Source organism: Phaeobacter sp. JH20_29, from assembly GCF_048056175.1.
GTDB lineage: Bacteria > Pseudomonadota > Alphaproteobacteria > Rhodobacterales > Rhodobacteraceae > Phaeobacter > Phaeobacter bryozoorum.
Genome location: NZ_JAYMWO010000021.1, coordinates 40,693 through 66,605, shown reverse-complemented (window position 1 = coordinate 66,605; position 25,913 = coordinate 40,693). Strand labels below are relative to the sequence as shown.

Genomic DNA, 25,913 nt, shown 5'->3' with positions numbered 1-25,913 from the left:
CTACAGGACAATAAAATGAGAAATCTTCTTTTGACGACAAGCTTCGCGATCGCGCTATCAGCACCGGCCTTTGCTGCAGGTACACACGACGGCGGACATGGGGAGACCAAGCCAGCCGCAATGATGGTCGGCATGCCGGGTGACGCCGCCAAGGTTGACCGCACAATCGACGTCACTTTGCTCGAAAACGATGAGGGCCAGATGCTGATCGAGAGTGAGCCGATGGATATCAAGGAGGGCGAAACCATCCGCTTCAACATCACCAACAAGGGTGAGCTGGAGCATGAATTCGTCCTCGACACGGTAGAGCGTAATGCCGAGCACAAGATCGAAATGGCCAAGATGGACATGGAACATGACGATCCGAACCGTATCCGTCTCGATGCGGGCGCCTCGGGCGAAGTTGTCTGGACTTTCGCAAATTCTGGCACATTCGAAGCAGCGTGCCTGATCCCGGGCCACTACGAATCGGGAATGCACCGTGAGGTCGCAGTCGGTGACCAGATGGCTCAGGCTGACGTGGAATACACAAGCGGCACCATCAAGAAAATCGACGCAAAGGCCGGCAAGGTCACAATTATCCACGGCCCTCTCGTCAACCTGGATATGCCGGCAATGACCATGGTGTTCCGCGCCGACGAGGCGATGGTGGCCAAGATGGCGGAAGGTCAGGACATCGAGTTCGTTGCCGACCGGGTCAAGGGTAAACTGACCGTCACGCAGATGAAGTAACTACTAACAATGGGGCCGGGGGTAAACACTCCGGCCCCATCGCCTTGATCGCTTAGCCCAAGCAAGCAAGAAGATCCCATAAAATCAAGCGCTACGGAGGTAGCCGAGCATGAAGAATTTCCTGAGAACCTGCACCATCGCCCTTGCGCTTGTCCTTCCGGCTTTTTCAGTGGGCGCTTCCAGTGGCAAGGGCCAGCAGCCTCACGCGCGAGCCTTCGAAGTGCCTGGCCATGATCCGATCGGGAAACCCGGTGATGGCTCCTCGATCGACAGGACGATTGAAATATCCATACGGGAGACGGAAAGCGGCTACATGCTTTTCGAGCCGGACGCGATCCAGATTGAAAGCGGCTCGGTTGTCCAGTTTTCAATCAGAAATACCGGCGCATTGGATCACGAGTTCTTTCTCGGTTCCTTTGACGAGGTCGCAAAACATCAGCAATGGATGCGCGAACATCCCGATATGCAGCATGACAGCGCCAACTCGGTTTCGATCCCTAGTGGGCAAAATGCCGAGTTGATCTGGGATTTCTCCGATATGACCAACCTGGAGTTCGTATGCTTGATTCCCGGCCACCGGGAAGCGGGCATGTGGGGCGTCATCATCGTGCACGATCACCTTGCGCCGAAGTCCAAGGATTAGACATTTTCAATGTCACTCTTGGATAGGTATCACCTGCTTGTACACGACGTAGCTGCCGCCCTTGGGTACGACTACAGCGATGCCACGCCGGACTGGGTTCATCCGTTCATTCATCTCATACTGGTCTTGGCCCCCGCGCTGCTGATCAGTGTTGGCTCATATCTTGCTATTCGCGGCATTCTGAAGCTTTGGAAGTACCGCAGCACGCCTGCGATCCACCCAGAGCCCATACGAGGGCTCGAAGGAAGTCTTTTCAGCACCGTCTTGCGCTATTCAAGAAGGCAGCAAGCGTTGATGATCGTGGTTAGCCTCATCGCGATGCCTATACTCTATCTGACTTTGGAACTGCCAAAACAGATCGTAAACAACGCTCTGGATTCTGGCCGTTTCCCAGTTGCCGTTTTGGGACGAGACGTCGACCAGGTCGTTTTCCTCATGCTTCTTTGCGGTCTCTACCTTTTGGCTATTATCCTGAATGGGCTAAACAAATATAGCCTTAACGTCTTCAAAGGGTATGTCGCCGAGCGTTTTCTGCGGCGCTTCCGCCTGCTGGTCTATCGGCAATGGCGCAGCGATCCAGACTCCGGAAACCAAAGCGAGATCGTCCCTATTCTCGCACAGGAAGTCGAGCCCATCGGTGGCTTCGCGGCAGATGTCCTTACGCTGCCAATCCTGCAAGGCGGTACGCTTCTGACGATCCTGTTTTTCATGTTCGTTCAGGACCCTGTCTTGGGTGCCGCCGCACTGACGGTACTGCCAATTCAGCTCGTGCTGCTGCCCAAGCTGCAACGGCGGGTCAACGCGCTTTCACGCACCAGGATCAAGGAGGTCCGACAGCTTGGCAGGCAGCTCAGCGATCAATTGCGCGAACGGCAGGTCAATCCGGCCGGGCTGCTGCCAGTAAGCGCAAGTTTTAGAGAGCTTGAGCACGTGCGCAGGAAGATTTTCCGTCTGAAGTTCTTCATCAAGGCCCTCAACAATTTTCTGACCGCGCTGACGCCATTCCTGTTCTACTCTCTGGGTGGATATTTCGTCATCGAAGGGCGGATCACACTCGGCGCGCTGGTGGCCGTCCTGGCAGCGCACAAGGACTTCTCGGCACCGCTGAAGGAACTTTTCCGCTACTATCAGACCTTGGAAGACACCCGAATCCGGTATCACGAAATCACGGCTTTTTTTGCCGGGTCAGGCCACTCGTCCGAAGTGGCCCAGGCTGATGACAGTACGCTGGAAAAGGTCAGCCAATTCGAGCAATCGCCGCTCAGAAAAACGACTTTGCCTTTCGAGGGGCATGGAGACCTCGCTTCACAATGAAGGAGTTTGATAGCATGAAATGGGCAGCAATATTTTTTGCTCTGATCGCCGTTTCTGCGGCAGGATGGTACATCCTGCAGCCGACCCACTCCCAGACGAGTACTCAGACGGACGAAAGAATGGCACTTCCCGCAGGTGCGCTTGCAACTGTCAGGCTGCCCCCAAGTTTCACCGAGCAAGAGCAAATCGGCAAGCGTGCCTATGGTGCGGCCTGCGCGACCTGCCACGGCGTCAATGGGCAGGGTCAGGACGGCGTTGCTCCACCGCTGGTGCACAAGATTTATGAGCCGGGCCACCACGGTGACATGGCGTTTGTCCTCGCAGCACAGAATGGTGTTCGGGCGCACCATTGGAAGTTTGGCAACATGCCAGCTGTCGAGGGCGTAACACGAGCAGAAGTATTGAATATCGTGGCATATATACGGGCTCTTCAAAGGGAAAACGGAATTAACTGAGTGACCTGTCGACCTGAGGCAAAAGCATAACAGCCATCCAGTAGATAATAACTGTCATCAACGGGGAGAGAAACGAATGAAACCTAAATTTATCGCAACGCTAGCATTGGCATTGTCCGGAACAGGTGTTCTCGCCGATGGACATGCAACCGGCGACGCATCGGCCGGAGACAAGGTATTTAACAAGTGCAAGGCCTGCCACTCAATCGTCAGGACGGATGGTGACGTTATCCGAAAGGGTGGCGCGGTTGGGCCAAATCTTTATGGTGTGTACAACCGAACAGCAGGGACCGAAGAAATGTTTGGGAATAAATTTCGGGACTCTATTCGTGAAGCGGGCGAGAATGGCTTGGTCTGGAACGAGAGCGATTTCGTAGCCTATATTGCAGATCCGAAGAAGTTCCTCGCGACTTTTCTGAACGACAGCAAGGCGAAATCTGGCATGTCATTCAAATTGAAGAAAGAAACGGATGCCAAGGCAGTCTGGGCTTATCTCGTTTCGGTTGGACCGGAGGTTGAGGCCGATTAGATTTTTATTCGTTTGCACGGCTCTTTTTATGCTCGGTGCGCCCTTTGTAGCGGCTGAAGATGCCCCTCTGTTTCCAGTCAGACCACTGGTTGCACCGGTTGGGGATCACGCACGTGAACCCTCGCTTTCAACACTGCCCGATGGTCGGATCGTGATGAGTTGGACCGAAGGTAACAACGCCGTTCGGATGGCCCTGTTCGATGGCACCTATTGGACGGAGGCGCGTACAATTCATCAATCTGAGACACTGTTTGTGAACTGGGCCGACTTTCCGTCAGTCGTTGGGCTTAGCGATGGGACGCTTGCAGCGCATTGGTTGGAATTGAATGGGCCGGGCAGCTATCAATACGACGTAAAGATCGCTTTCTCCTTCGATGAGGGTTTGAACTGGACAACGCCAATCATACCCCACGATGACCGATCAAAGCGTGAACATGGTTTCGTGTCGCTAATCCCTGATGATAGCGCTGGTTTGACAGCTCTTTGGCTAGATGGTCGTGCATACGATAATCAAGCCGCAGACGACAGCTATGAGAATGCCATGCAGGTCCGCGCACGTCGCATTGCGCCGGACGGTTCAATGGGACCGGAAAGCCTGCTCGACCCACGCGCTTGTACGTGCTGTCAAACATCGGCCGTCCGCAAGGAAGCAGGTAACATCATAGCGGTTTACAGGGACCGAACAGCCGAAGAAATCCGCGATATTTCGGTTGTCAGGTTGGTCGAAGAAGAATGGACCGACCCCGAAACAATCTACGGCGACGGCTGGGAAATCGCAGGATGCCCTGTCAACGGACCTGCCATCGATGCGTTGGGAACGTACGCGGTAGTCGTGTGGTTCACCGGTGCCAATGGCGAGGCAAAGGCTCGAATTGCGTTTTCCAGGGATGGGGGCGCATCCTTTGAAGACCCGTTGCAACTCGATCTCGGCACACCCGCAGGTCGCGTAGATGTCTTGCAGATGGGTGACGGCAAAGCACTTGCTCTTTGGTTGGAGTATGCGAATGGCGGTGAAGCAATAGTCGTGTGTCAGGTGTCGCCGGAGAGCGGGTGTACTTCGCCACAAGCACTCCACATCAATCGTGGGCGAGAGTCGGTAGGATTTCCAAGGATTACGCGATCAGCAGCTGGCGTTGTCGTTGCGTGGACCGGGTCTGCACAGGGCAACTTGGCGGGGACAACCGTGGTTGGTGTCGAAGTAGCGATACCGTCTCCCGCAAGGTAATCTTCAGGACCAAAGCGACAAGTCGGTTCAAGGCTGTTCCATGGCGGTGAAAGTCAATATTCCGTCCTACTCTTAGAACCCCGCAAACGGATTATTCTAGCCTTGGAGGTTTATCGCTGCGCGAGGATCTCGTAGCCAAACAATCTGGTCACTAGAGCTTCGAAATCGTGAAATCTTTAGATCAAGAGCGCAACAATTGGACCGTCGAGGAATCGCTTCAAGATCGTCGGTAAACCATGGATAAAGATCCCGTCATTATTTACGGGACTGGTGTGATTGTTGTAGGTGCTTCAAGTTGTTGTGCGCCTTACTGTTTTCGAAAACATGCTGCGAAGAGACAGCGAAGGTGGAGTTTGGACTTTGTGACATTTAGCCAGATTGAATGACCGCATTGGCAACTTGAGCTGCAACGCAGCGACAAACCTGCCGCATGCGCGAAGCCGTGCTGCGTCAGCGAAATATGAAAAACGAATGACGGCATTGTCCCGCGATGTGCACCTTTACCAAGCATAAGCGAAGGTCGGCATTAGCCGGAGAAGAAATAACATAAACTTCATTATGCGAATTTATACTTAGCGTTGCGATAGTATATTATTGTATGTATGCTGAACTCCTATCCCGGAGGCTCCACAGCATGCGCCATTTACTCAAGAAGCTCCTCCCCTCGGTCGCAGTCGCTTTGACCGTGACAGGTTCTTCGCTGCCAATACCCGCCCGCGCGCAGACATACCCGATCGATTGCGCGATCCTCTTGTGCCTGTCTGGCGGCTGGCCTGCTTCCGTCCCTTGCGCCCGAGCCCGCGCCGAATTTATCCGGCGGATTACACCTTGGCCGGTCGAACCACCGCTGCAAATCTGGCGCTGTCCCATGGGCGCCTCCTACGAGAACGATCGGTTACAAAACAACGCTGGCGGCATCTTTGAAGCCTTGTACCGAACCGACAGCCGTCGACCGCTTCAATCCTTGCCAGTAGATAATCTCGTTCCCACCGACCTCGCCCTGCGGCTCGTTCAGGACCGCGCGGACATCGATATCAGCGGGCCAGAGTTCAATTTCGTGCGGTCCATCCGCGTCTTCGATGTACGGTATGCACGACAGCACGAGTCCGGGCGCGATGGGGATTGTAACCGAAGCGCGACCGTGGTCCTCGGCACCTACGGGACCCAAGGCGATTTCTCATGGCAGCGATCTTCGATAACTGCCCTGCCCGAGGCCCATGTGGGACTTGAACGTTGGGGCGAGCATTGCCCTGGCATTTATCACCGATCCGTCTTCGTCGATTGGCGTGACTATGACGGCAACTACGGGTTCGAGCAGGTGAACTACTGACCTGCCGCTACGTAGATTTGTCATGGAAGACGGCTTCTTTGGCTTGCACGACCGCACCGCATACGCTTCGCGGTCCACATGCTGTTTGGCGTTTAGGCAAACACCGCGGGTTCGCTCTGTTCACCCGTCGTCGCTTCTTCCGATCCTCGTCAGCGCATCGAAGTCGATTTCTTGCTTCTGTTCGTCACTTATATCCGGCCGGGTTTCCGATACCGGCTGGGGCCCTTGGACGTCCCACATCACCGCATGTGAGCCTGTCCTCCAGCGATAAACCCAACCAACAACACTGCACCCATCGGTCCCGATCAGATTGGCGATCGCGACGCCCTCACCCTTATCTTCGTTCACTGTTTACTGGCTTCCTGCACTGCGGCGCTGCGAATTGCGGCGTGGGGTTGCAGAGCGTTCACTACGACCGCGCGCCGGGCTTCTTTGATGTTGGCTAACTGGTCCTCGATGAGGAAATGATCATCAGACCGGGAAAGTGGGTTCCCGTGTTCTCAACAATTCATTGGCTTCAAATCCTGTGGTCGGGCTCCGTGGCGGCTTCAACGATCGCCAGAACCTCGAACGGGTCAAAGCCGATGGCGCGCGCCAAGACGACCAGCTCGACAACGTCGACCCGGCGCTGGCCGCTCTCAAGGCGGGCAATAAGGGACTGGTGGCATCTGAGCCTGTCTGCCAGGTCTTTCTGACCAAGGCCCGCTTTGACACGGGCGTCGACCAACGCCTGACAGAGTGCCACTTGTCCCTTGCTTCTGATTGTCTTTGCCACGCGTCACATACCTTTTGTGACGTCGCTAGCGGATGAAATCTGTTATCTAAAAAGTAGATATATGAGGGTGTTATCGGCGTCTGGTTTCCATGGGCTGCAAGTCTGATGCTCCCGAGGTTGCCCATCAATCCCCTACCAATTGCAGGAACCGGCCATATTCCTCGCTGACTTCGCGCGCTTCCTCGAAGGCGCGGGCCCGTTCACCGTCGAGGCAACGGAAGTAGCTCTGGATATCCTGAATGTAATCTTCGAAGTCGCCGCGGATGATATCCGCATAGTCCCGCGCGGCCTGCGAATCGCTTGGCAGGAAAGGACGGGATGGCGCAAAGCAGGATTCCGCCAAAACCGGCCCAGGAACGCAGATCAGAAGGGCCATAGCTTGCAATGGGAGCAGGCATGTCAACCTTGGGTTTCTCAAACCTGTTATCTCCTTGATCGCGGACACTGGCCGTGACTAGTGTTTGCGTAACCAAACTACAGCCAAAGCACGATATTACATCTTGCGGTTGATAATATACTATCGTAACTCTGGGCTTCAAGTAGGAATGCCTGGGGTCGCGCCATTGGAGAAAGCGTGAGCCGGGCCATGAACTGGGACATCGAAGCACCAAATGTGGTTACGGAAGCCAGGTTCCGCGAGCTCGTGGAAAGCGGCTATAGCGCAGAAATCCTGTGCCAGGAGTCGGCACATAAGAAAGGCCCCAGCTATTACGGGGTCTGGATCATGCGCGTTGTCTCTGATGATGGGGTGGAAAAGCTCCTCGTCACCGCCCGCACACGGACGACCTACAACGATATCAAGATCCGCGAGTTCAAGACGATCTCCGGCGTGGTGTCTTTCTTCATTGGCCTTGGCTTTGCGCATGTCGACCTGCCGCTTGAGGCGGGCACAAGCCGCACGCATAAACTCGCCCCGTCAGACAAAGCCTCGTCAGACAAGGCCGCTGACAACTAACCTCGTCTGCCTCTGGCTGGTCGCAGCACCTGCCTCAGCGCAAATGGTCCTGGTCATGGAGAGCGACGGCTCCCTGATCCCGTCCCGCTCCCAAAGCAGCTTTGCTCGAAACTACTATGACGGGATTGGTCAGAGTTCGGCTTCCGATGGGATCGCGATCTTCGGCGAGGTAGAGGCCGAGCAAGAGGGCGTCCAAGTCGCGGCCCTTGCCCGCATGACTCCCCTGCCCCGCGCCGATGTTCTCTCCGGGATTCAGACCACGGCCTTGCGCTATGCCGGCCATCCTGGCCTGCGTCGCGCGGGGCTTTCCCTGACGGATTGGCTGGCTCTCTATCGGGCCAATATCGAGGTTGAGAGCGCCTACCGGCAGGATGCGATTTCAAGTGCAGGTGCCATTGGCCTTGGTCAATTGATGCCAGCGACGGCGCGTGATCTGGGCGTCGACCCGCGTGATCCGCTGCAGAACCTCGACGGCTCCGCCCGCTACCTCGCGATAATGCTGGAGACGTTCGGCGATCCGCACCTGGCGCTGGCTGCCTACAACGCCGGACCCGATGCGGTCCGCCAGTATGGCGGCGTTCCCCCCTACCGAGAAACCCAGAACCACGTGGCCCGCGTCATGGCCGTCGCGGCCCGATTGGAAGGATCAAATTCATGAAACAGATTTCAAACCTCTTTGTCGCCTCGCTGGCGCTATTCCTGCTGATTGCCGAACCCGCCCTCGCCCAGAGCATTGATCTCTCCCCGATCCAGAGCCTGTTACAGGGCATCGTGGATGCGCTGACCGGCCCACTTGGCGTTGTCATCGCGACGCTTGCCGTTCTCGGCGTTTTCTTGAGCTGGTTCTTCAACATCATCGACCTGCGCCAAGCGCTTTGGGTCCTCGTGGGCATCGCCGGTGTCGCGGCTGCCCCCACCATCGTTGCCGCGGTCTTTGCCGGTGGCTGAGCGCTCGCCTCTCTTTCTCGGCCTCGTGCGCCCGCCGAAGCTTCTGGGCCTGCCCATCATGTACGCGATGGTCTGGCTCTTTGGCTCGGTGCTCTTGTTCGTCTGGGTCCAGCACATCGCGGTGCTGGGCGTGGCCACCCTTCTCTATCCGGTGCTGTGGAAGGCCGCCGATTGGGACCCGCGTTTCATCGACGTGATGATGACGGCCCTGCAGGAGACACCGCCCACGCGCAACAGGTCCATCCATGGCGGGGACAGCTATGCCCCGTGATGACGCCCGTGATGCTGCGCTCGATGCCCGCACGATGACGCCGGACTGGTATGCGCGCGAGACCCGCCTCGCGCATATGCTGCCCTATGTGAGCCTCGTCGACGACCAGACCGTGCGGACCCGGGTGAACGAACTCTTCCGCTGCATCCGGCTCGAGGGGATCAACAGCTACACGACGGACGATGCCTATCTCGACAAGGTGACGGCGCTCTTTGCCCGCATCGTCGCGCAGCTCGGGCCGGAATTCAGCTATTACGTCCACAAGGTCTCCAAGGCCATCAAACCTGATCTCGACCCGATCCGTGAGGACAGCTTCGCAGGCGAGGTTGACCGGCGCTGGCGCGCGAAACTCGAGACCAGCGGGCTCCGCGACAAAACACTGACGCTCACCGTCATTCACCGCCCGCCCCCGAAAAGCCTCCTGCCGTTCCTCAGCCGCAGCGCGCCGGACCGACTGAAGGAGGAGACCCGCAAACGCCTGCAGCGCCTCGGTGAGGCCGTGAACGTCTTCCTGTCCGGCCTCGCAGAGCTCAAGCCGCGCATGCTCTCAGCCGGATCGGGAGAGTTGGTGGGATTCTTGGGCGCGCTGAACACGGGCACCGAGCTGCCGCTCTACCCGGCCAACACCTACGGCTTTTTGTCCTTCAACGTCGCCAATACCCGCGTAACGTTTCACGGAGACCATTTCGAGCTTTCCGAAGGCGTCGTGGGCCATCGCTACGGCAAGAGTTTCACCATCGGGGAATATGCTGAGGCCACCTCCTGCACCATGTTCGACATGCTGAACCTGCCGGTCGACATGATCGTGACGCACTCCTTCACGCCGATCAATTCGAACCTCATGGCGGGCCGCATCAAGCGGCAAAAGCGCCAGATGCAGGCCAGCCAGGACGCGGCCCTCTCGCTCCTGGAAGCCCTCGACATCGCCGCCGATGATCTCGAGGCCAAGCGCCAAAGCTTCGGCGAGCATCACATGGTCGTGACGCTCTTTTGCGACACGCTCGAAGAACTGCAAACCCTCAGCGCCGAGATCATGAACGCCGCCGCAACCGAAGGCGTGAAGATGATCGGCGAGCGGGTCGCGGCCAAGGCGCATTACTTGAGCCAGCATCCCGGCAACCAGCCCAAGCGCGTCCGTGCCAGCGCCGTCACCAATCGCAACTTCGCGGATTTTGCGGCCTTTCACCGGACACAGCTCGGCAAACCCGCCGCGAAAACCCCATGGGGCCGGGTCGTCACCTATTTGCCCACGCCGGAGCAGAGCGCCTACCGGTTTTCCTATCACGAGCAAGGTTCGCCCGACAAAGAACCGACCAGCGGGCATACCCTGATCATGGGACGGCCCGGGTCGGGTAAATCGGTGTTGTCGGCCTTCCTGATGACCCAGGCCCGTCGCGCAGGCGCACGGATCTTCGTCTTCGATTACCGTAATGGTATGGAGATGGCGGTCCGCGCCAATGGCGGGCGTTACGCGTCCCTGAACGCCGGTCAGCCTACGGGTCTCAACCCGCTCTGGACCGAAACCGATGCACGCGGCACCGCCTGGCTCTCGGACTGGCTCACCACGCTGCTCTACCGCGCCGACAAGCCCCTGACCCCGGCACAGACCAACCGCATCCAGGAAGTGGTGCGCCAGAACGCGCAGGCCTCCAATCCGGCCCTGCGGAACTGGCGGGATTTCGCATCGCTTTTTGTGTCCACCGATGATGGCGGCGATCTGCACCAGCGCCTGTTTGAGTGGACCGAAGACGGCCGCTATGGGTGGATCTTCGGCCAGACGCTGGAAGATACGTTCTCGCTCGAAGGCGAAGTGGTCGGGTTCGATCTCACCGGCATTCTCGACAGCGAGGCCGAGAAAGAACGCATGGCGGTCCTATCCTATCTTTTCCGCCGGGTCGAGCGCGAGATCGAGGATCGTCGCCCCACAATCATCGTGATCGACGAGGCCTGGAAGGCGCTCGACAACGCATATTTCGCCGAACGGTTGTCGAACTGGCTCGTGACTGCGCGCAAGCAGAACACCGTCGCGGTGATGATGACGCAATACGCAAGCCAGCTCGAGCGCACCCGGACCGGCAAGACCATCGTCGAGGCCGTGCCGACGCAGATCCTGCTGCCCAATATCCGCGCGCAGCCTGCGGACTACGCCATGCTGAACCTCACGGAGAAGGAGCTCGACGTCCTTCTCAACACGGGCAGCAACAGCCGCTTGGCGCTCATCCGTGACGATCAGGGCTCGATCGTCGTCGATGCCGATCTGAGCGCGCTTGGACCCAATCTCACCATCCTTGGCGGCATGGAAAAGGGCGAAGCGCACGTTGGCGCCGATTATCGCACCCGCCCGGACTTCTGGAGGCTTTCATGATCCGTATTCTCTTGTCCCTGACAGCACTCGGCCTGCTCGCTTCCTGTGCGCAGTATCGCGAACCGCAGGCAAACTGCTTCACCTTCCTGGCCTCGACAGCCCCTGTCGCGCCTGATTGCACCTTCACGCCTCTAGATGCGCCGGAGGGCGACATTGAAGTCTAGCCTGCCTCATATCCTCGCGTTTTGCCTGCTGCCTGGTCTCGCCTTGTCTCAAGGTGTGCCGACCAATGACAGTGGGCTGACCTCGCGTGACATCGTCGAGACCGGTGATCGCGAGGCTGACTTGGCCGTTCAGGCCGACAAGCTCGCCGTGCGCGAACTCATCGCGGAGATCGAGCGCGAACAGCTGGCAACCCTGCAACGCATCCTCGATGCCCAGACCAGCTTCGGCGGTCAGGGCTTGCCGGCTATGGTCTCGGGGCTGGAAAGCGGCAGCGGGTATCCGGCCCGGTCAGTCGAGGCGGTCTATGGCAATGCCGACATCGACCCCAATCCCGGCGGTGCGCAGATGTTCGGCGACGCCGCCGAGAACATCGAGCAGCTCATCATCCGCGTCGCCCAGGAAACCAGCGACTTTGCGGGTGTCGGCCGCGCTGGTCTCTCACCCGTCCAATGGCGCGCGTTGCTGCAAGCGCTCATCTGGCAGGAAAGCCGTTTCACCATTGGGGCACGGTCTCCCGTCGGCGCCTATGGCCTCACCCAGATCATGCCCGGCACCGCCAGCGATCTCGGCATCAACCCGGATTACTATGACAGCCCTTACCTGCAGGTGCATGGCGGCGCGCGCTATCTCGCGACCCAGCTCAACACATTCGATGGCAACATCATCAACGCGCTCGCGGCCTATAACGCCGGACCCGGCCGGGTGTTCGAGTATGGCGGCGTGCCGCCCTTTGCCGAAACCCAGCATTACGTTCAGGTCATTCCCGAACGCTACAATCTCTACCTGAGCCGTATCGGCGGGATCGAAGCGCTTGGCACGATCGACCCCGCGCTTCTGGCCAATGCCAACCTCTCAATCACCGGGCACGGCGCGGCCTTCTATGGTAACAACTCACCCGCCGCGATCAGGCAAGCCGCCTTCCGTATTGCGGACATCGTCGAGCGGATTTCCGAGACGGAAGACGTGCAAGAAAGCATCGCGCTCAACACCTATGCCCGCGCCGAACTCGTGCGCCTCGTCGCTGCACGCATCCGGCTTCAGGCGGCCCGCACCCGAGTCCTCTCTGCCGAGGAGCTGGCCCAGGCCAGCGCCCGCATGGCCGAAGGCGCGTTCATGGATTTTACGATCAGGGAGATTGAATGATGGGACGGAAGTTTCTGAGAGCGGCCTTGGCCGCAACGCTTGGGATTGGCCTGCATCTGGGAGCCCTCTCCCCTGCCGCGGCGCAGGGCGTGCCCGTCGTCGACACCCAGAACATCGCGCAAAACATCCAGCAGCTCCGGCAGATGATCGAAGACGAGATCCTGCAAAACGAGCAGCTGACGCAGCTCCGCGAACAGCTCGGCCTTCTCACGGATCAACTCGCGGAGCTGCAAAGAACCTATGAAGCGCTCACCCGACTTGCCGAGCTTCCAGAAATCATCCGCACGGAAATGGAAGACGAGTTGAACGGACTGCTCGACCAGGAGTTCGGAGACATCCTCGCCACCATCGAGGCCATCAAGACGGGTGACTTCTCAGGTCTGTCGGGCTCCGGTGCAGGCGAGATCGAAACCCAGATGGACCGGGTGCTGGCCGATCTCGGCTTCGATGAAGACACGCTCTCGGAAATGGCCACCAGCGGCAATCCCGGGGCCAACCGTGTGGCCACGCAGGCAACAACCGGCGCACTCGTCTCAGCCGCCGCCCAGAACAGCTATGAAGATGCCGGCCAGTCGCTCGAGCGGGTAGACCGCCTTGTCGGGCTCATCGACGACATGGAAGAGCTCAAGCAAAGCATCGATCTCAACACGCGCGTGACCGCGGAGCTCGCCATTGCGCTGGTCGCCATGTGGCAACTCGAAGCCATCCAGACCGTAGGCGATGGCACAGGCGGCGTGATCGATGCCGCCACCATCGCCGAAGAGCAGCGCTTCATGGATTTCACGTTACCGGACCTCCGGGCCGAGTGATCGCGAGGGCATGACGGGTGGCGACTGAACAAGAAATCATCGAGGAAGAACTGGTCTACGGTGCCTTGCGCCGCGAACGGCTCTGGCAACGCCTTGGTCTGGCAGGTCTTGTCTTCGGCATCATCGGCTGTCTGAGCGCAGCAGCAGTCGCGATCCTCGATGTCGATCCGCCCCCCGTCGTTGTCCCCTATGATCCCGCCACCGGCTTTGCACTCCCCGAAGCCTCGGTGGGCGCCTCCTCGGTGACCGCCAACCAGGCGATCATCGAGGCGGAGGTGTTCCGCTATGTGGCCGACCGGGAGGTCTATAACCAGCTCGACAACGATCTGCGCATCCGCAGCGTCCTGCGCCGCTCGGACGGAGCTGCCGAGAGCGGGCTGCGCCAGATCTGGAACAGCGCAAATGAAAACTATCCGCCGACCGTCTATGGCCCCAATGCTCGGCTCGACGTGGAAATCCTCAGCATCAACCGGATCGGAACCAACCGCGCGACGGTCCGCCTGCGCAAGCGCCTGACGTCCATTAACGGCACCCAGACCGGCCTCTTCACTGCGACGCTTCTCTTCGAGTTCCGCCCGGAGACCCGCCGCTCCATCGATGAGGTCTGGACCAATCCATTCGGCTTCACCGTCCTCGAATATTCCATCCGCTCCGACAGATTGGAGAACTGATCTTGTTTCCCGTACGAATTGCATTTGTTGTCCTTATCGTTTTGTTGCCGGGGTTGGTCGCCGCCGAAGCCATCCCGCGTGGCGGTCCCAACGACAGCCGGGTGCGCTTGGCCACCTACCAGGAGGGTCAGGTCTACCGTCTCAGCGTGTCACTCACCCATGTGACCACCATCGAGTTCGGGATCGGCGAAAGCATCCGCTCGATCATCGCGGGCGACACCGAGGGCTTCGAGATCGACGGCGTCCCGGGCGGTCAGGCCTTCGCGATCAAGCCCGTCGCGCGCGGGGTGCATACCAATGTGACAGTCTATACGAACCGCCGGAGCTACTACTTCAACGTCGAGGAGGTCCGCAGCCCAACCTTCTACGTGGTGCAGTTCCGCTATCCTGATGACGCTGCGCGCCCGACCCGGGCCATCGCCGCCCAAGCACCAAACTACAATTACGGCGCCAGCGCGCGGACCGAGTTCACGCCAACGCGCATCTGGGATGACGGGACGTTCACGTATTTCGCGTTTCCGAGAAACGCACCTGTGCCAGCGATCTTCCGCTACGCGGGCGGCCGTGAACGCACGGTCAACACGCAAACCCCTGAAGACGGCGTGATCCGCGTCAGCGGCGTGAACCGCCAATGGATCCTGCGACTTGGCGAAGAGGTGGTCTGCATCGAGGCGATCGCGCCCGCGGAGGCCACCTCATGAGCGATACCGGGAACACCGAGCTGGAAAAACGCCTCGCCGCCCTTGAGAAAGGCAGTGCCCGCGCCCCCACGGCGGCGCAGCGCCGGTCGCCCCTTCTCGCGCTGATCGTGATCCTCGTCATCGGCGTGGGTGGTGCCCTGCTTTATCTCCTCTCACAGCCCGACGAAGAGGAAGCCTTACCGACGGCCACCCCGGACGTCTTCCAAAACGAAGGGGACGGCTTTGGCGCTATCGAGACCTTGCCCCCGCCCGAGCCCGAGGTTGTGTTCGTCGGACCAGACCCCGTCGAGCCCAACGCGGAGCTTCTGGCGCAGATCACCGCCCTGCAGGCCCAGATCGAGGAGTTGCGCAACGCCCCTGAACCAGTTGTCGAGGAAGACACCGCCGCCGCAGAGGCAATTGACGCGCTGACTGCTCAGATCGCGGCGCTACAAGCCGCCTCGGAAGCAGCACAGCAACGATTTCAGGACGAACTGACGGCGCGGGATCGAAGTCTTGAACAACTCCGCATGGATCTGGAATTGGCCCAACTCGAGGCCAGCCGACCGCAACCCGCACCAGCGGGCCCCACGGAAGATGAGCTGCGCGCACGCGAGCAAGAGCGACTGCGCCGCGAGGAAGAAGCCCGGCGCATGGCCGAGCTGGAGCGCCGGGCCGCGGAGGAACGCGCCTTCCAGGAGCGGCGCATCGCCTCGCCCACCATCGCGTTTGGCGGTGCCTCAGGAGCGAATGAAACGGCTCTGACCGAACGCACCTTCGGCGAGGTGACGGATTTCGTGCTGAACGGTGCGCTGCCCTCCACCGTGACGCAGGCCGAGGTGATCGCCAATCCTTCCAACACCATCATCCAGGGCACCATGATCCAGGCCGTCATGGAAACCGCCCTCGACAGCTCACTGCCCGGCCAGACCCGTGCCGTGGTGTCCGAGGATGTCTACAGCGTCGATGGCGCGCGCCTCTTGATCCCCCGCGGATCCCGTCTCGTCGGGCGCTACCGCGCTGGCGTCGATATTGCGCAGCGCCGCGTCACGATCGCTTGGGACCGGATCATCCTGCCCGCGGGCCAAACCGTCCAGATCAGCTCCTTCGGGGGCGATGAACTTGGCCGCTCCGGCGTCACGGGTTTCGTGGACACGCGTTTTGCCGAGCGTTTCGGGTCGGCCGCCCTGATCTCGCTGATTTCGGCCGCGCCAAGTGCCGCCGCCTCCGAGGTCCAGGATGAGACTGCCGCCGACGTTCTCGAAGACGTTGGCGATGATCTGGCAGATGCCACGGACAGCGTCATTGGCGATTACCTCTCCATCGGCCCCGTCATCTATGTCGACCAAGGCGCGCGCGTCACCGTCATGGTCGACCGCGATCTGGAGATCTTCTAGCCCGATGTCGCTCAGCTATCTCGAGACATCCCTTGACCGGATCGACGCCGCCGCCCGCGACGATGTCATCGAGATCTGTATCAACCCCGACGGGACCTGTTGGGGCGAATTCCAGGGCGATCACTTCATGCGCGCGCTGGATCAAAGGCTGACGGGCGTTCAGGTCAGGGACCTCGGCAACCAGATCGCCTCCTCGGCCAATACCACGATGAGCAAGGACCGCCCCATCGTCTCGGTCTCGATCACCTACAAGGGGCGCCCGATCCGCGCACAGGTCATCACCCCGCCCGCCGTGCTCTCGGCCTCGTCGATCAGCCTGCGGTTCTTTTCCAGCCTGCCGCTCAAGGGCATCGAACTCGACTTTCTCTTCGGTAAGGAACGCAAGCTCGAAGAACTGCGCCTCGAGAAAACGCGCGAGCTGCGCGAGGTCGTGGCCTCCGGTTTGATCGATGACGCCCTCGCCTTCTGTGTCGAGAACAAGCTCAACATGATCGTCTCGGGCGGCACCTCGACCGGCAAGACCGTCGCTGCGCGAAAGATCCTCTCCCATGTCCCGTCTGAGGAACGCATCGTCACCATCGAAGAAGCCGCCGAGCTTCTACCGACGCAGCCCAATGCTGTGACCCTGATCGCCAATCGCGATGCGGAATTCCAGACCGCCGATGTGCTTCTCACCGCCACGCTGCGCATGCGCCCCGACCGGATCATCCTGGGCGAGGTGCGCGGCAAGGAGGCCATGACCTTTCTGGAAGCCATCAACACCGGCCATGGAGGCTCGATGACCACGCTGCATGCCGAAACCCCGCAATTGGCCGTGCAGCGGCTCGCGATCGCGGCGCTGAAGACCGAAATCCCGATGACCTATGCCGACATGATCCAGTACATCGAGAACTCCATCGACGTGATCATCCAGGCCGGCCGCCATGACGGCAAACGCGGCATCACAGAATTCTACCTCCCCGGCGCAACTGAGATTGGAATTTCCCAATGAAGACATTTGAATACGATATTCTGTCCTTTCCCATGACCCGCAAAGCCAGCCTTGCCGACATGCAGGCCAGCCTGAATGCCAAAGGTGCGAAAGGCTGGGAGGTGGTGTCGATCAGCTCCTCGGAATTCGCCAATGTGGGACACACGGTCTTCCTGAAGCGTGAAACCACAGCCACCGGATCCACGGCATGAGGCAGGCGAGCTGTACCCTCGTACTGACTGCGCTGGTCCTGGGCCTGACGTCGGCACCCGGCTTCGCTGAGCGCAATCTCGTGCCGACCCTCGAGCGCAGTTTCGACGTCTGTCCAGACCGGCCCGCTGAACCCGTGTGGATGCAGGAGATCCCCCTGCGCCAATCTTATCAGCGAGTTCTGGTTCAGGACATCTACCGCGCCCAGAACCTCGAGCGGATTGTCGAGACCGTCAGCTGCGCCTGCGAAATCCGGTTCCCGTCCTGGGACGCTGCCGAAGCGGTGTTTCGGGAGAGCTACGCGAGCGACGAACGATGGGAAATGCTCGAAGCCTCCGACGCCTACAACCGCCGCGCCAACGCCGCCCGAACTGCCGCCAAGGCCATCTGCGACGCCGCAGGTAATTGGTAAGGCAGCCCCGCGATGAGTGTCGTCACCTACTTCGTTGAAACCTCCCAGGGCTATCTCGACACCGCCGCAGAAACCCAGTTCGGATCGGTTGCGGCAACGGTTGGCACGCTTCTGGTGCTGGGAACAACGCTGGTGGTGGTTCTCGTTTTCCTGAACATGGTCTACCAGTACAAGGCGATGGACGGACGCACGGCATTCTGGCTCGCGGTCAAGATCGGGCTCATCGGGATATTTGCAACCAACTGGGTGCAGTTCAACGCCCTCTCCTCCGCCATCCTGGCCGGGATCGACAGCATTGCGGGTGCGCTGGTTGCTTCCGTTGGTGGTGGAACTCCCGGCCCTTCTGGCACTTTCGCAGAAGAGTTTGACCGGCTAATCGCGGAACTAGGGGACTATCTCAACGCCGCTGGGTCCGAGCTGAACTGGATGGCAGGGGCCATGCTCGACATTGTCGGGGTCCTCTTGCTCTCGATCCTCGGCGGGCTGGCCGCCTTCATCCTCGTGGCATCCCGCCTGATGATCGCACTTCTGATCGGGATCGCACCGGTGATGATTTTCCTGACCCTCTTCGAGGTCACCAAGGACTATTTCGCGCGCTGGCTGTCGGCGCTGGTCTCCTTCGCGCTCTACCCCATAGTCGTGGCCGGTGTGTTCGCGACAATCACGGGTGTCTCCTCTGCCCTCATCGGCGAACTCGGCGACCCGGAGGGAGCCTCAAACATCGGCGCGCTCATTCCCTTCTTCATGATGGTGCTCATGGCCAAGGGCTTCATCATTGCCACGCCCTTCATCGTCCGCGCGATCTCCGGAAACATTATGATGCCCGCCCTCTCCGGTGGTCTCGGCGGCGGCTACAGCTTTGCCCGCGCCGCCATGGGAAGCCAGCAGGCCTACAATCGCTACCTGATCGGAGGCGCAAGTGGCGCAGAATACGCAGCCCTCAGGGCGCGGCAGTTCTTCGGCGTGCAGCAGATGCCCGTGAGGCAGGGCATGGGGCAGACGGGTTCCGCAGGAGGCGCAGGATCCGCAGACTCGGGGTCAAAAATGCTGGCGCAGCTGGCGAGACTGGGTCGACTTGGCCGACGGTGACGGCCCGTAGCGGACCTTCACATATCGAGTCGCGAAGGTCCGGTTCCGGGGTGTTACTAACATGAAGGAGTGCGCAACGGAAAGCCGTTGCACCATCAGAACATTGACCCCAAGTCAGAAGCCCCTGTCGGGTAAGCGGCAGGCATCGCTTTCACCTGCGCCGCCGTCAGCCCCAGCTTGATCGCCAGCGAGAAGACGTTGATCAGCTCGGCATACTCCGGGCCGAACATGTGGGCTCCGAGGATCTTGCCATCCTTGCCGGTGATAATCTTCGCACCGGCATGTGTTTCACCGATGCGCTTCTGCGAGAACCAGCCCGAGGTGTCGGTGAAGCTCACCTCCACATCACCCACCTCTCGCGCCTCTTCCTCGAGCAACCCGACCCGCGCCAGCTCGGGTATGGTGAACACCACGCTCGGCACTCCAGTGTAGTCGGGTTCAGTCCGCTTGCCCTTCAGCATGTTGGAGGCGGCGATCTTACCTTCGAACACAGCTACCGGGGTCAGCGGCTTTCCTGGCGAGGCGGCAGCGTCTCCGGCCGCATAGATGCGTGGGTTCGACGGAGATTGCAGCCAAGGCATGACCTTCACGCCACCGTGCTCGGTTTCGATATCGGCAGCCGCAAGGTCAAGATGGTCGATGGCAGGCACCCTACCTGCACCGTGAACGACGAGATCGGCTTCGATGGAATGGCTCTGACCGGCCCTGCGGTAGAGCACCCGGCGCGCCCCATTCGCGTCCTCGATCCGTTCCATTTCGGCCTCGGCCGCGATCTTAATCCCGGCTTCGCGGCTCCGTTCGAGCAACATCTTTACGAGTTCGGGGTCAAACATCTTCAACTGGCGTGCGCCGCGGTCGAGGATTGTCACCTCAGCTCCCGCCAGCGCGGCGATATGGGCGAATTCGAAGGAGATGTAGCCGCCACCGACAAAGGCGATCCGGCGCGGCAGTTCGGCGAGGTTCAGGAAATCGGTGCTGTCGATCAGTCGCTCGGCACCGGGAAATTTCAGCGGCCTCGGCTTTGCGCCCGTAGCAATCAGTGCGCGGCGAAAGGCGATCTCGCCGTAGCCGTCGATCTCGATCCGGTCCTCGGCGGTGAAGCGCGCGCGGCCATGTAGCGTTTTCACCCCGGCCTCTGTCAGCGCACTTTCCATGCTCTCGGGCACCGGGTCGGTGAAGCTCTCCTTGTGCTTCATCAGCGTGGGCCAATCGATCCTGGTCTCTCCTGCGACGCCCTTGCCTTCGAGCAGCCGCACGGCCTCCACCGCCTCGGCGCCGGCGCGCAGCATCTTCTTCGGGTCGCAGCCCCGGAGTGCGCAGGTGCCGCCATAAGGCAGCTCGTCGACGATGGCGACGGACCAACCCGCCTGGCTGCATTTTTTCGCGGCGTTGATCCCGGCCATGCCGGCGCCGATGACGATCAGGTCGAGTGTCTCGGTCATATGTGCTCCTCGTTCATGCTTGTCAGTCTGGGGCCGCTTACGCGTTCAACGATAGCGACCCATCAATCGTTCACTCAGCCCCCAGATCGCCATAGTGCCTCCACCCGTCGCAATGCCGAGCCAACGCCAGCCGTCCTCTCCGAGCGGCACCAGCCCCGTGCCATGGCCCAGCACAGGAAGCGTCATCGCCAGCAGGAAGGGCCCGGTGTAGCGGCAATGGACCCGGCCACAGCGCCGGGCATTGAACAGGCAGGCACTTCCCATCCACACCAATGCCAGCAACCAGATCCCCATCTTGGGTCCATCGGGCAGTGGAATCGCCAGCACCATGGCACCTATCGGCAACCACCAGGCAAGAGCGGCGCCGAGAGTCGAACCGAGGAGGTCGCGCTTCGATTTTCCGCTCATGCCTTCACCCAGCGCAGCAACTGAGAGCGGCCACGTCCTTCTCGAAGGTCTGGGCCGCAAGCTTCAGCCCTTCCACTGTCGTGAGATAGGGCATGATGGTATCGCCCAACTCCTCGTAGGTGAGCCCGGCTTTCAGCGCCATCGCTGCGGTCTGGATGCTGTCTGCGCCCTCGGGGGCGAGGATCTGCGCCCCCAGCAGGCGTTTGCTGCCTGCCTCGGCCACCAGCTTGATCAGACCGCGCGTGTCGCGGGCGGCAAGCGCGCGGGGGACTGCGTCGAGCGGCAGGACCGAGGTGAGGACCTCGTGTCCAGCGGCGCGGGCCTGTGCCTCGCTCAGTCCCACGCCCGCCACCTGCGGATCGGAGAACACGACCCAGGGCATCGTGCTGTTGTCGTAGCTGCGTGCCTCTCCCGCCACCGCGTTCCGGGCGGCGAGCTTGGCGCCGTAGGCCGCCATATAGACGAACTGGTTGCGCCCTGTGACATCGCCAGCGGCCCAGACGTTCGAGTTGGTGGTGCGCATCTGCGCGTCCACCACGATGCCGCCGCGCGCGCCGGTCACGATCCCGGCCGCGCCGAGGTTCAAGCCATCACTGTTCGGCACCCGCCCGGTGGCAAGCACCAGTCGCTCGGCGATGAAGTTCTCACCCCCGTTACCGGTCAAACGTAGGCCGTCGCCGTCGCGCACCACGCTCTCGTAGCCGGCGACCCGCGCCAAGCGAATACCCTCGGAAGCGAGGTAGCCCTCCAGTGCTTCGGAAATCTCGGGTTCGGCCTCGGGCAGCACACCGCGGCGGCTGACCAGCGTCACCGCGACACCGGCACGGGCGAAGAGCTGCGCAAACTCCACGCCGATATAGCCCGCACCGAGGACCAGCATTGAGGCGGGTAGAACGGTGAGTTCCAGCGCCGACGTGCTGTCGAGGGCGCCGATATCCTGAATGCCGGGGATCGCGGGCGCGTGGGGACGCGATCCGGTGGCGATAACGATCTTCGCTGCCGGGAACGCCGCGTCGTCTACGGTAAGACTGCCTTTGCCGTCGAACCGGGCGCGACCTTCGATGTAGTCCACGTTCTCGTGCCGAGGCAGCACGTCGGCGTATTTTGCCGCGCGCAACTCCTCAACGAGCGCCTGCTTTTGCGCAACCGTCGCAGTCCAATCAGTCACGCTGGCTTCGGCACTGATGCCGTCAAACCGATTGGCGGCGCGGGCGTGGTGAAGGCCCTCCACGGCGCGGATCAGGGCCTTGGAGGGCACGCAGCCCACGTTCACGCAGGTCCCGCCAATCGTCCCATCGCCGATCAGCGCGACTCGAGCCCCGGCTTCGGCGGCGGTAATGGCGGCCGAAAATCCGGCCGAACCAGCGCCGATCACAGCGAGATCGTAACCGCCCTTGGGAGTGCAGCAATCTTTCATATCATTCTCTCTTCAATTCGTGCGTTGGCGCCGCCAGAGCGCAAAAATGGTGATGCCGATGAACACTGCCAGCGCCGGCAGGAGCACGAAGTCGAGCCAGCCCAGCATGGCCGAGAGCCCGACCGCGCCCAGCAGGACCACAAGGACCGGGGTGAAGCAGCACAGCGCCACCAGGACGGTGCCGATCAGCCCGTATTTCAGCATGCGGTCGTCCTTGGGGTTTGTCTCGCGCTCGCTCACGAGACGTCTTCCTGGGCCACTGTTGCTCCATAGCCCACTCCGGTGACGGCGGCGATCAGCTGGTCCGGGTCGGTGGCGAGATCGTCATAGTGCAGGACGTAAACGCCATCCTCGGCCTCGCCCTCGAGGAATTCCGCGATCTCCACAGTCTCCACGCGCTTGAGCGCAGTGGCGACGATATAGCTGCACGAGGGGCAGGTCAGACCAGTGACGTGCAGGCGGGTCTCGGCTTCGGCTGCAAAGATCGCGGTCGGCGAGATCCAGAGGATGGCAGCGAGTAACACTTGTCTCATGATGGGCTCCGATATCAGAAGGTTAGGATGCGCGGCGCGACATAGGGAAAGACCAAGGCCAGCAGCACCACGGCCAGCGCACCCCAAAGCAGTCCGCGCATCAGGCCGCGATCCACCGGGCGCGCGCAGACCCCGGTGCCACAGTCCTCGGCAGACACAGGTCGGTAAGCCTTCCAGAATCCATAGCCGAGCGCCGCCAAGGCGAAGGAGAGGGTTATCCACTTGTAGGAGTAGAGCGCTGTAAGTTGGCCGATGAAGACCCCGGTGACGCCAAGGCTAACCAGGACCAGCGGCAGGATGCAGCAGGAGGTCATCGCCAGCGCCCCGAGCACCCCGGCGCCAGTGGCGGTCCATCCGGTCCTGTCGGGGCTGTCGCCCTCCCAACGTTCGGTATCGTTCGTCTCGATCGTCATCGTGTCACCCTGTTGTCGTTCGATGACTGACAAGATAGGGTCTGTAGCAGCTACAGGATCAAGGAGAAATTTCATGTCGGCTGATCACGCCCCCGCGAGCGAGCTCAAACGCTCCGATCTGGCCAGGCTGACCGGCTGCAACCTCGAGACGATCCGTTATTACGAAAATGTCGGCCTGGTGCCTGATCCGCCACGCACCGCATCGGGCCATCGCCGCTACAGCACGGCACATGTGGAGCGGCTGAACTTCGTGATGCGCGCGCGGGACCTTGGCTTTACTATGGAAGAGATCCGCGGGCTGCTATCTCTCGTCGATCGCGGCAGCCACACTTGTGCCGAGGTCGAGCGGATGGGGCGCCACCATCTCGAGGTAGTGCGCGACAAGATCCGCGATCTCCAAGTGATCGAGACCGTGCTCGCTCAGACAATCGCACGCTGCACCGGCTCGGACACACCAGATTGCCCCCTGCTCGACGTCCTTAGTGCGGGACAGACCAAGTCAGAGTAATCAGAAAGCTCGGTGGAATAGCTGTCATACACGCGAATTGCAGCGAATGGCCGTTGTCCGCCCTCTATGACCGTCAGACCATGCCCACCGCCCTACCGGTGAATTGGCTTTTTGCCACCCTCCTCCTCTCGCAGCATCTCTTCCATTTCATCCAATCCATCGACAGCAGAGCGCATCTGCGCCTCATCATCCACGCCCACTGTCTCGGCATCCGCAACCTGGCCCCCAAAATCCATTTCCATCTGTCGCTGTTCCTCGGCGATTACGGCTTGAACGACAGGCGCAGTCTTCTTTGGGGTGACATCGGTTTGCCCTGACGATTGGCCATCAGCAGCGTGGCGTGCGGCCTCAACGTCGGCGTCGGGTCCGCCTGCTCCGTCCGAAGGCGGCGTCATCGGCATGGCGCGCACACTCAGCGGCAGCGTGCCCTGCGGCCCCCCTCCCCCCGGCTTCGGAAACGGCAACTCCCCCGTCTGCGCCGCGTGGATCGCCTTGAACAGCCGATCGTCAAAATATTGGATCCGCTTCGCGCGGACCGGCATCTGGGCATCGATCACCATGACGATCTCGTCGAGCGGCAGGCGGCGCGCCTCATCCTCGGGCAGGAGAGAGCTTTCTTCGGTCCGGGTGGACTGGCTGCGTCCTTCAAAGGGGTTCTTGCCGATGGACTGGGAGCGCGTGATGACGGTCTTCGTGGTCTTGCCAACCGCCTTGCTCAGCTCTTCGACGGTCTTCTCATCAGAAGGCGTCAGGTAGAGCTTCACGCCCGCGTTGCCCTGCAGGGCGCGGCGGGTGTTCTCGCCGTAGATTTCATCGAGGGCGGGGATGGTTTGCGTGACCACAGCCAAATGCCCGCGATAGGTGCGCAGGGTCTCGATGCTCTCGACCACGATGGGCATCTTGCCCAAGCGATTGAACTCGTCGAGCATGATCATCACTGGCCACTGCTCATCCGGCCCGGGGTCCTTTTCCTGCATCGCCGAGAGGAGATCGGAGAAGAAGAGCCGGATCAGCGGCGCGAGGGGTTTCACCATCAGCGGCTGGACCACGAGATAGACCGAAAAAGGCTTCTTGCGGATCGTGCGGAAATCAAAGTCCGAGACTGCCGTCGCCTCATCGATGGCCGGGTTCTGCCATTGATCGAGCCCCGAGGTCATCAGGAGCGAGACGTAAGAGGTCAGCGTGTCATTATTGGTCGAGGCCAGCCGGGTGAAGATCAGCTTGGCGGCCCTGTTGTCGACCTCGTGGCCGCGCGCGAAGTATTCCTTCTGCTTGTTCCCGCCCGAGGCGGCGATCCGATAGATTTCGCCCAAGGTGGGGCGCTTGCGCTGGAAGGCCAAGAGCCCTGCCGCCACGAAGAGATCGATCCCGCCCTTGAGGAGGCCCTGCACCCGGTCATTGTCGCTCTGCAGGAACAGCGTCGCCAGGAGCTGCAGTTCCATCTGCTGGCGCGCGGGATCTTTCAGTTGATGGATGCGCAGGAGCGGGTTGTAGCGATGGGTGCGCTTGCCCTCCCAATCGGTGGGGGCAAAGCGATAGACCTTGTCGCCTTGGCCTGCGCGGTGCCGGGCCGTTGCCTCGAAACACTCGCCCTTCACATCGAGCGTCACGGCGGAGCCTTGCCAGGTCAGCAGGTTCGGAATGACGAAGCCCGTAGTCTTGCCGCGACCGGTGGGGGCCACGATCAGCGCATGCGGGAAAACCTTCGAGCAGATGTAATTGGCGCGGGAGCCCGGCGGCCCCAGCTTGCCGAGGATGAACCCGGTGCCGGGCGCCCCGAAGAACCCATTGGCCTTCATCTCGCGCGCGGTCTGCCAATGGGTCTGGCCAAAGCGTGTCAGGGCGGACCCCGAGAGGGCGAGGCTCAGCATCAGGCCGGCGGCAGCGAAGCTGCCGATGATCAGGTGAATAAGTTGCGCATCCTCCGGGCGGCGGTCCAGGATCGCCAGATAGTTCTGCGCGATATATGCAAAGTCGATCTCGGCCCCGAAGCCGAGATCCTGGTAGGTCAGCACCGCCGAGGCGATGGTATAGCCCATGGCCCCGGTCACCAGCGTCACCAGCAGGACGCCTGTGGCGATCCGCGCTTTTCCCATGGAGGCGC

General features: G+C 60.8%; 33 protein-coding genes. 23 read left to right on the top strand and 10 right to left on the bottom strand.

All coding sequences use genetic code 11. The features are described 5' to 3' along the window. Positions 1–15 precede the first annotated feature (15 nt). The 7 genes from VWZ85_RS19335 to VWZ85_RS19305 all read left to right on the top strand — a co-directional run bounded on the left by VWZ85_RS19335 (position 16) and on the right by VWZ85_RS19305 (position 6,228). Positions 16–732 (top strand): copper-binding protein, encoded by a 717-nt coding sequence (locus VWZ85_RS19335; protein ID WP_027238594.1) that lies wholly within the window; start codon positions 16–18, stop codon positions 730–732. A gap of 109 nt (positions 733–841) precedes the next feature. Beyond that, positions 842–1,375: a cupredoxin domain-containing protein gene (locus tag VWZ85_RS19330; protein ID WP_027238595.1), complete on the top strand. Its 534-nt coding sequence runs from the start codon at positions 842–844 to the stop codon at positions 1,373–1,375. 9 nt (positions 1,376–1,384) lie between these two features. Next, positions 1,385–2,689: an ABC transporter transmembrane domain-containing protein gene (locus VWZ85_RS19325; protein ID WP_027238596.1), complete on the top strand. Its 1,305-nt coding sequence runs from the start codon at positions 1,385–1,387 to the stop codon at positions 2,687–2,689. Then, complete coding sequence (locus VWZ85_RS19320) at positions 2,686–3,144, top strand: c-type cytochrome (protein WP_036783961.1); 459 nt, start codon at positions 2,686–2,688, stop codon at positions 3,142–3,144. The genes VWZ85_RS19325 and VWZ85_RS19320 overlap by 4 nt, the downstream gene beginning before the upstream one ends. A gap of 76 nt (positions 3,145–3,220) precedes the next feature. Next, positions 3,221–3,673: a c-type cytochrome gene (locus VWZ85_RS19315; RefSeq protein ID WP_027238598.1), complete on the top strand. Its 453-nt coding sequence runs from the start codon at positions 3,221–3,223 to the stop codon at positions 3,671–3,673. Positions 3,674–3,827: 154 nt separating this feature from the next. After that, positions 3,828–4,898, top strand: a complete 1,071-nt coding sequence (locus VWZ85_RS19310) for a sialidase family protein (protein ID WP_096708181.1) — start codon at positions 3,828–3,830, stop codon at positions 4,896–4,898. Between the two features lie 634 nt (positions 4,899–5,532). After that, on the top strand, positions 5,533–6,228 hold the full coding sequence (locus VWZ85_RS19305) for a hypothetical protein (RefSeq protein ID WP_173674657.1): 696 nt from the start codon (positions 5,533–5,535) through the stop codon (positions 6,226–6,228). A gap of 120 nt (positions 6,229–6,348) precedes the next feature. Here the strand turns inward: VWZ85_RS19305 and VWZ85_RS19300 are convergent, their stop codons facing one another. From VWZ85_RS19300 to VWZ85_RS19290, 3 genes are all read right to left on the bottom strand, one after another. Next, positions 6,349–6,576, bottom strand: coding sequence for a hypothetical protein (locus tag VWZ85_RS19300; RefSeq protein WP_027238601.1), 228 nt, complete (start codon positions 6,574–6,576; stop codon positions 6,349–6,351). A gap of 169 nt (positions 6,577–6,745) precedes the next feature. After that, the gene (locus VWZ85_RS19295; RefSeq protein ID WP_017470289.1) at positions 6,746–7,003 is read right to left on the bottom strand and encodes a helix-turn-helix domain-containing protein; all 258 of its coding nucleotides are present in this window, start codon (positions 7,001–7,003) and stop codon (positions 6,746–6,748) included. Between the two features lie 124 nt (positions 7,004–7,127). Then, positions 7,128–7,379 carry a hypothetical protein gene (locus VWZ85_RS19290; RefSeq protein ID WP_008327366.1) on the bottom strand — a complete coding sequence of 84 codons (252 nt, stop codon included), beginning with the start codon at positions 7,377–7,379 and terminating at the stop codon, positions 7,128–7,130. 210 nt (positions 7,380–7,589) lie between these two features. Between VWZ85_RS19290 and VWZ85_RS19285 the strand changes: the two genes are divergently transcribed. The 15 genes from VWZ85_RS19285 to VWZ85_RS19215 are packed head-to-tail and all read left to right on the top strand — an operon-like array spanning position 7,590 to position 19,088. Beyond that, positions 7,590–7,958, top strand: coding sequence for a hypothetical protein (locus tag VWZ85_RS19285; RefSeq protein WP_027238602.1), 369 nt, complete (start codon positions 7,590–7,592; stop codon positions 7,956–7,958). A gap of 43 nt (positions 7,959–8,001) precedes the next feature. Continuing rightward, positions 8,002–8,616: a lytic transglycosylase domain-containing protein gene (locus tag VWZ85_RS19280; protein ID WP_416535751.1), complete on the top strand. Its 615-nt coding sequence runs from the start codon at positions 8,002–8,004 to the stop codon at positions 8,614–8,616. Then, entirely contained in the window at positions 8,613–8,906 is a 294-nt protein-coding gene (locus VWZ85_RS19275; protein ID WP_009503803.1) for a TrbC/VirB2 family protein, read from the top strand. Before VWZ85_RS19280 ends, VWZ85_RS19275 begins: the two co-directional genes overlap by 4 nt. Beyond that, positions 8,899–9,177: a type IV secretion system protein VirB3 gene (locus VWZ85_RS19270; protein ID WP_027238604.1), complete on the top strand. Its 279-nt coding sequence runs from the start codon at positions 8,899–8,901 to the stop codon at positions 9,175–9,177. The genes VWZ85_RS19275 and VWZ85_RS19270 overlap by 8 nt, the downstream gene beginning before the upstream one ends. Continuing rightward, positions 9,167–11,542 (top strand): type IV secretion system DNA-binding domain-containing protein, encoded by a 2,376-nt coding sequence (locus tag VWZ85_RS19265; protein WP_040182600.1) that lies wholly within the window; start codon positions 9,167–9,169, stop codon positions 11,540–11,542. The genes VWZ85_RS19270 and VWZ85_RS19265 overlap by 11 nt, the downstream gene beginning before the upstream one ends. Further along, on the top strand, positions 11,539–11,706 hold the full coding sequence (locus tag VWZ85_RS19260) for a hypothetical protein (protein ID WP_024099338.1): 168 nt from the start codon (positions 11,539–11,541) through the stop codon (positions 11,704–11,706). Before VWZ85_RS19265 ends, VWZ85_RS19260 begins: the two co-directional genes overlap by 4 nt. Before the next feature lie 55 nt (positions 11,707–11,761). Beyond that, a complete protein-coding gene (locus tag VWZ85_RS19255) occupies positions 11,762–12,850 on the top strand; it encodes a lytic transglycosylase domain-containing protein (RefSeq protein ID WP_040104432.1) in 1,089 nt (362 codons plus the stop codon). Next, entirely contained in the window at positions 12,850–13,659 is an 810-nt protein-coding gene (locus VWZ85_RS19250; RefSeq protein WP_040104422.1) for a type IV secretion system protein, read from the top strand. Before VWZ85_RS19255 ends, VWZ85_RS19250 begins: the two co-directional genes overlap by 1 nt. A 17-nt stretch (positions 13,660–13,676) precedes the next feature. Beyond that, a complete protein-coding gene (locus VWZ85_RS19245; RefSeq protein WP_024099335.1) occupies positions 13,677–14,330 on the top strand; it encodes a virB8 family protein in 654 nt (217 codons plus the stop codon). Positions 14,331–14,332: 2 nt separating this feature from the next. Next, positions 14,333–15,031, top strand: coding sequence for a TrbG/VirB9 family P-type conjugative transfer protein (locus tag VWZ85_RS19240; protein ID WP_024099334.1), 699 nt, complete (start codon positions 14,333–14,335; stop codon positions 15,029–15,031). Beyond that, the gene (locus VWZ85_RS19235) at positions 15,028–16,407 is read left to right on the top strand and encodes a TrbI/VirB10 family protein (protein ID WP_024099333.1); all 1,380 of its coding nucleotides are present in this window, start codon (positions 15,028–15,030) and stop codon (positions 16,405–16,407) included. The genes VWZ85_RS19240 and VWZ85_RS19235 overlap by 4 nt, the downstream gene beginning before the upstream one ends. A gap of 4 nt (positions 16,408–16,411) precedes the next feature. Beyond that, positions 16,412–17,398, top strand: coding sequence for an ATPase, T2SS/T4P/T4SS family (locus VWZ85_RS19230; RefSeq protein ID WP_024099332.1), 987 nt, complete (start codon positions 16,412–16,414; stop codon positions 17,396–17,398). Then, the gene (locus VWZ85_RS19225) at positions 17,395–17,589 is read left to right on the top strand and encodes a hypothetical protein (RefSeq protein ID WP_024099331.1); all 195 of its coding nucleotides are present in this window, start codon (positions 17,395–17,397) and stop codon (positions 17,587–17,589) included. The genes VWZ85_RS19230 and VWZ85_RS19225 overlap by 4 nt, the downstream gene beginning before the upstream one ends. After that, positions 17,586–17,999, top strand: a complete 414-nt coding sequence (locus tag VWZ85_RS19220; protein ID WP_024099330.1) for a hypothetical protein — start codon at positions 17,586–17,588, stop codon at positions 17,997–17,999. Before VWZ85_RS19225 ends, VWZ85_RS19220 begins: the two co-directional genes overlap by 4 nt. A 12-nt stretch (positions 18,000–18,011) precedes the next feature. Then, entirely contained in the window at positions 18,012–19,088 is a 1,077-nt protein-coding gene (locus VWZ85_RS19215; RefSeq protein WP_024099329.1) for a type IV secretion system protein, read from the top strand. Between the two features lie 95 nt (positions 19,089–19,183). Here VWZ85_RS19215 and VWZ85_RS19210 read toward each other — a convergent pair whose 3' ends face one another. From VWZ85_RS19210 to VWZ85_RS19185, 6 genes are read right to left on the bottom strand one after another with little or no spacing between them, the layout of a single operon-like run. Further along, positions 19,184–20,530 carry a dihydrolipoyl dehydrogenase family protein gene (locus VWZ85_RS19210; protein WP_024099328.1) on the bottom strand — a complete coding sequence of 449 codons (1,347 nt, stop codon included), beginning with the start codon at positions 20,528–20,530 and terminating at the stop codon, positions 19,184–19,186. A 45-nt stretch (positions 20,531–20,575) separates the two neighbouring features. Next, complete coding sequence (locus tag VWZ85_RS19205; protein WP_027238612.1) at positions 20,576–20,938, bottom strand: hypothetical protein; 363 nt, start codon at positions 20,936–20,938, stop codon at positions 20,576–20,578. Positions 20,939–20,942: 4 nt separating this feature from the next. Continuing rightward, complete coding sequence (merA, locus tag VWZ85_RS19200; protein ID WP_024099326.1) at positions 20,943–22,355, bottom strand: mercury(II) reductase; 1,413 nt, start codon at positions 22,353–22,355, stop codon at positions 20,943–20,945. A gap of 12 nt (positions 22,356–22,367) precedes the next feature. Then, positions 22,368–22,559 carry a mercury resistance system transport protein MerF gene (gene merF, locus VWZ85_RS19195; RefSeq protein WP_081731463.1) on the bottom strand — a complete coding sequence of 64 codons (192 nt, stop codon included), beginning with the start codon at positions 22,557–22,559 and terminating at the stop codon, positions 22,368–22,370. Between the two features lie 32 nt (positions 22,560–22,591). Continuing rightward, a complete protein-coding gene (locus VWZ85_RS19190; protein ID WP_024099324.1) occupies positions 22,592–22,888 on the bottom strand; it encodes a heavy-metal-associated domain-containing protein in 297 nt (98 codons plus the stop codon). A 14-nt stretch (positions 22,889–22,902) separates the two neighbouring features. Then, positions 22,903–23,301, bottom strand: a complete 399-nt coding sequence (locus VWZ85_RS19185; RefSeq protein ID WP_024099323.1) for a mercuric transporter MerT family protein — start codon at positions 23,299–23,301, stop codon at positions 22,903–22,905. A gap of 73 nt (positions 23,302–23,374) precedes the next feature. On the opposite strand from VWZ85_RS19185, the gene VWZ85_RS19180 reads away from it, so the two are divergent. Continuing rightward, on the top strand, positions 23,375–23,809 hold the full coding sequence (locus VWZ85_RS19180; RefSeq protein WP_024099322.1) for a MerR family transcriptional regulator: 435 nt from the start codon (positions 23,375–23,377) through the stop codon (positions 23,807–23,809). 92 nt (positions 23,810–23,901) lie between these two features. On the opposite strand, the gene VWZ85_RS19175 is transcribed toward VWZ85_RS19180, so the two are convergent. Continuing rightward, positions 23,902–25,905, bottom strand: coding sequence for a type IV secretory system conjugative DNA transfer family protein (locus tag VWZ85_RS19175; RefSeq protein ID WP_096873517.1), 2,004 nt, complete (start codon positions 25,903–25,905; stop codon positions 23,902–23,904). Between the last annotated feature and the right edge of the window lie 8 nt (positions 25,906–25,913).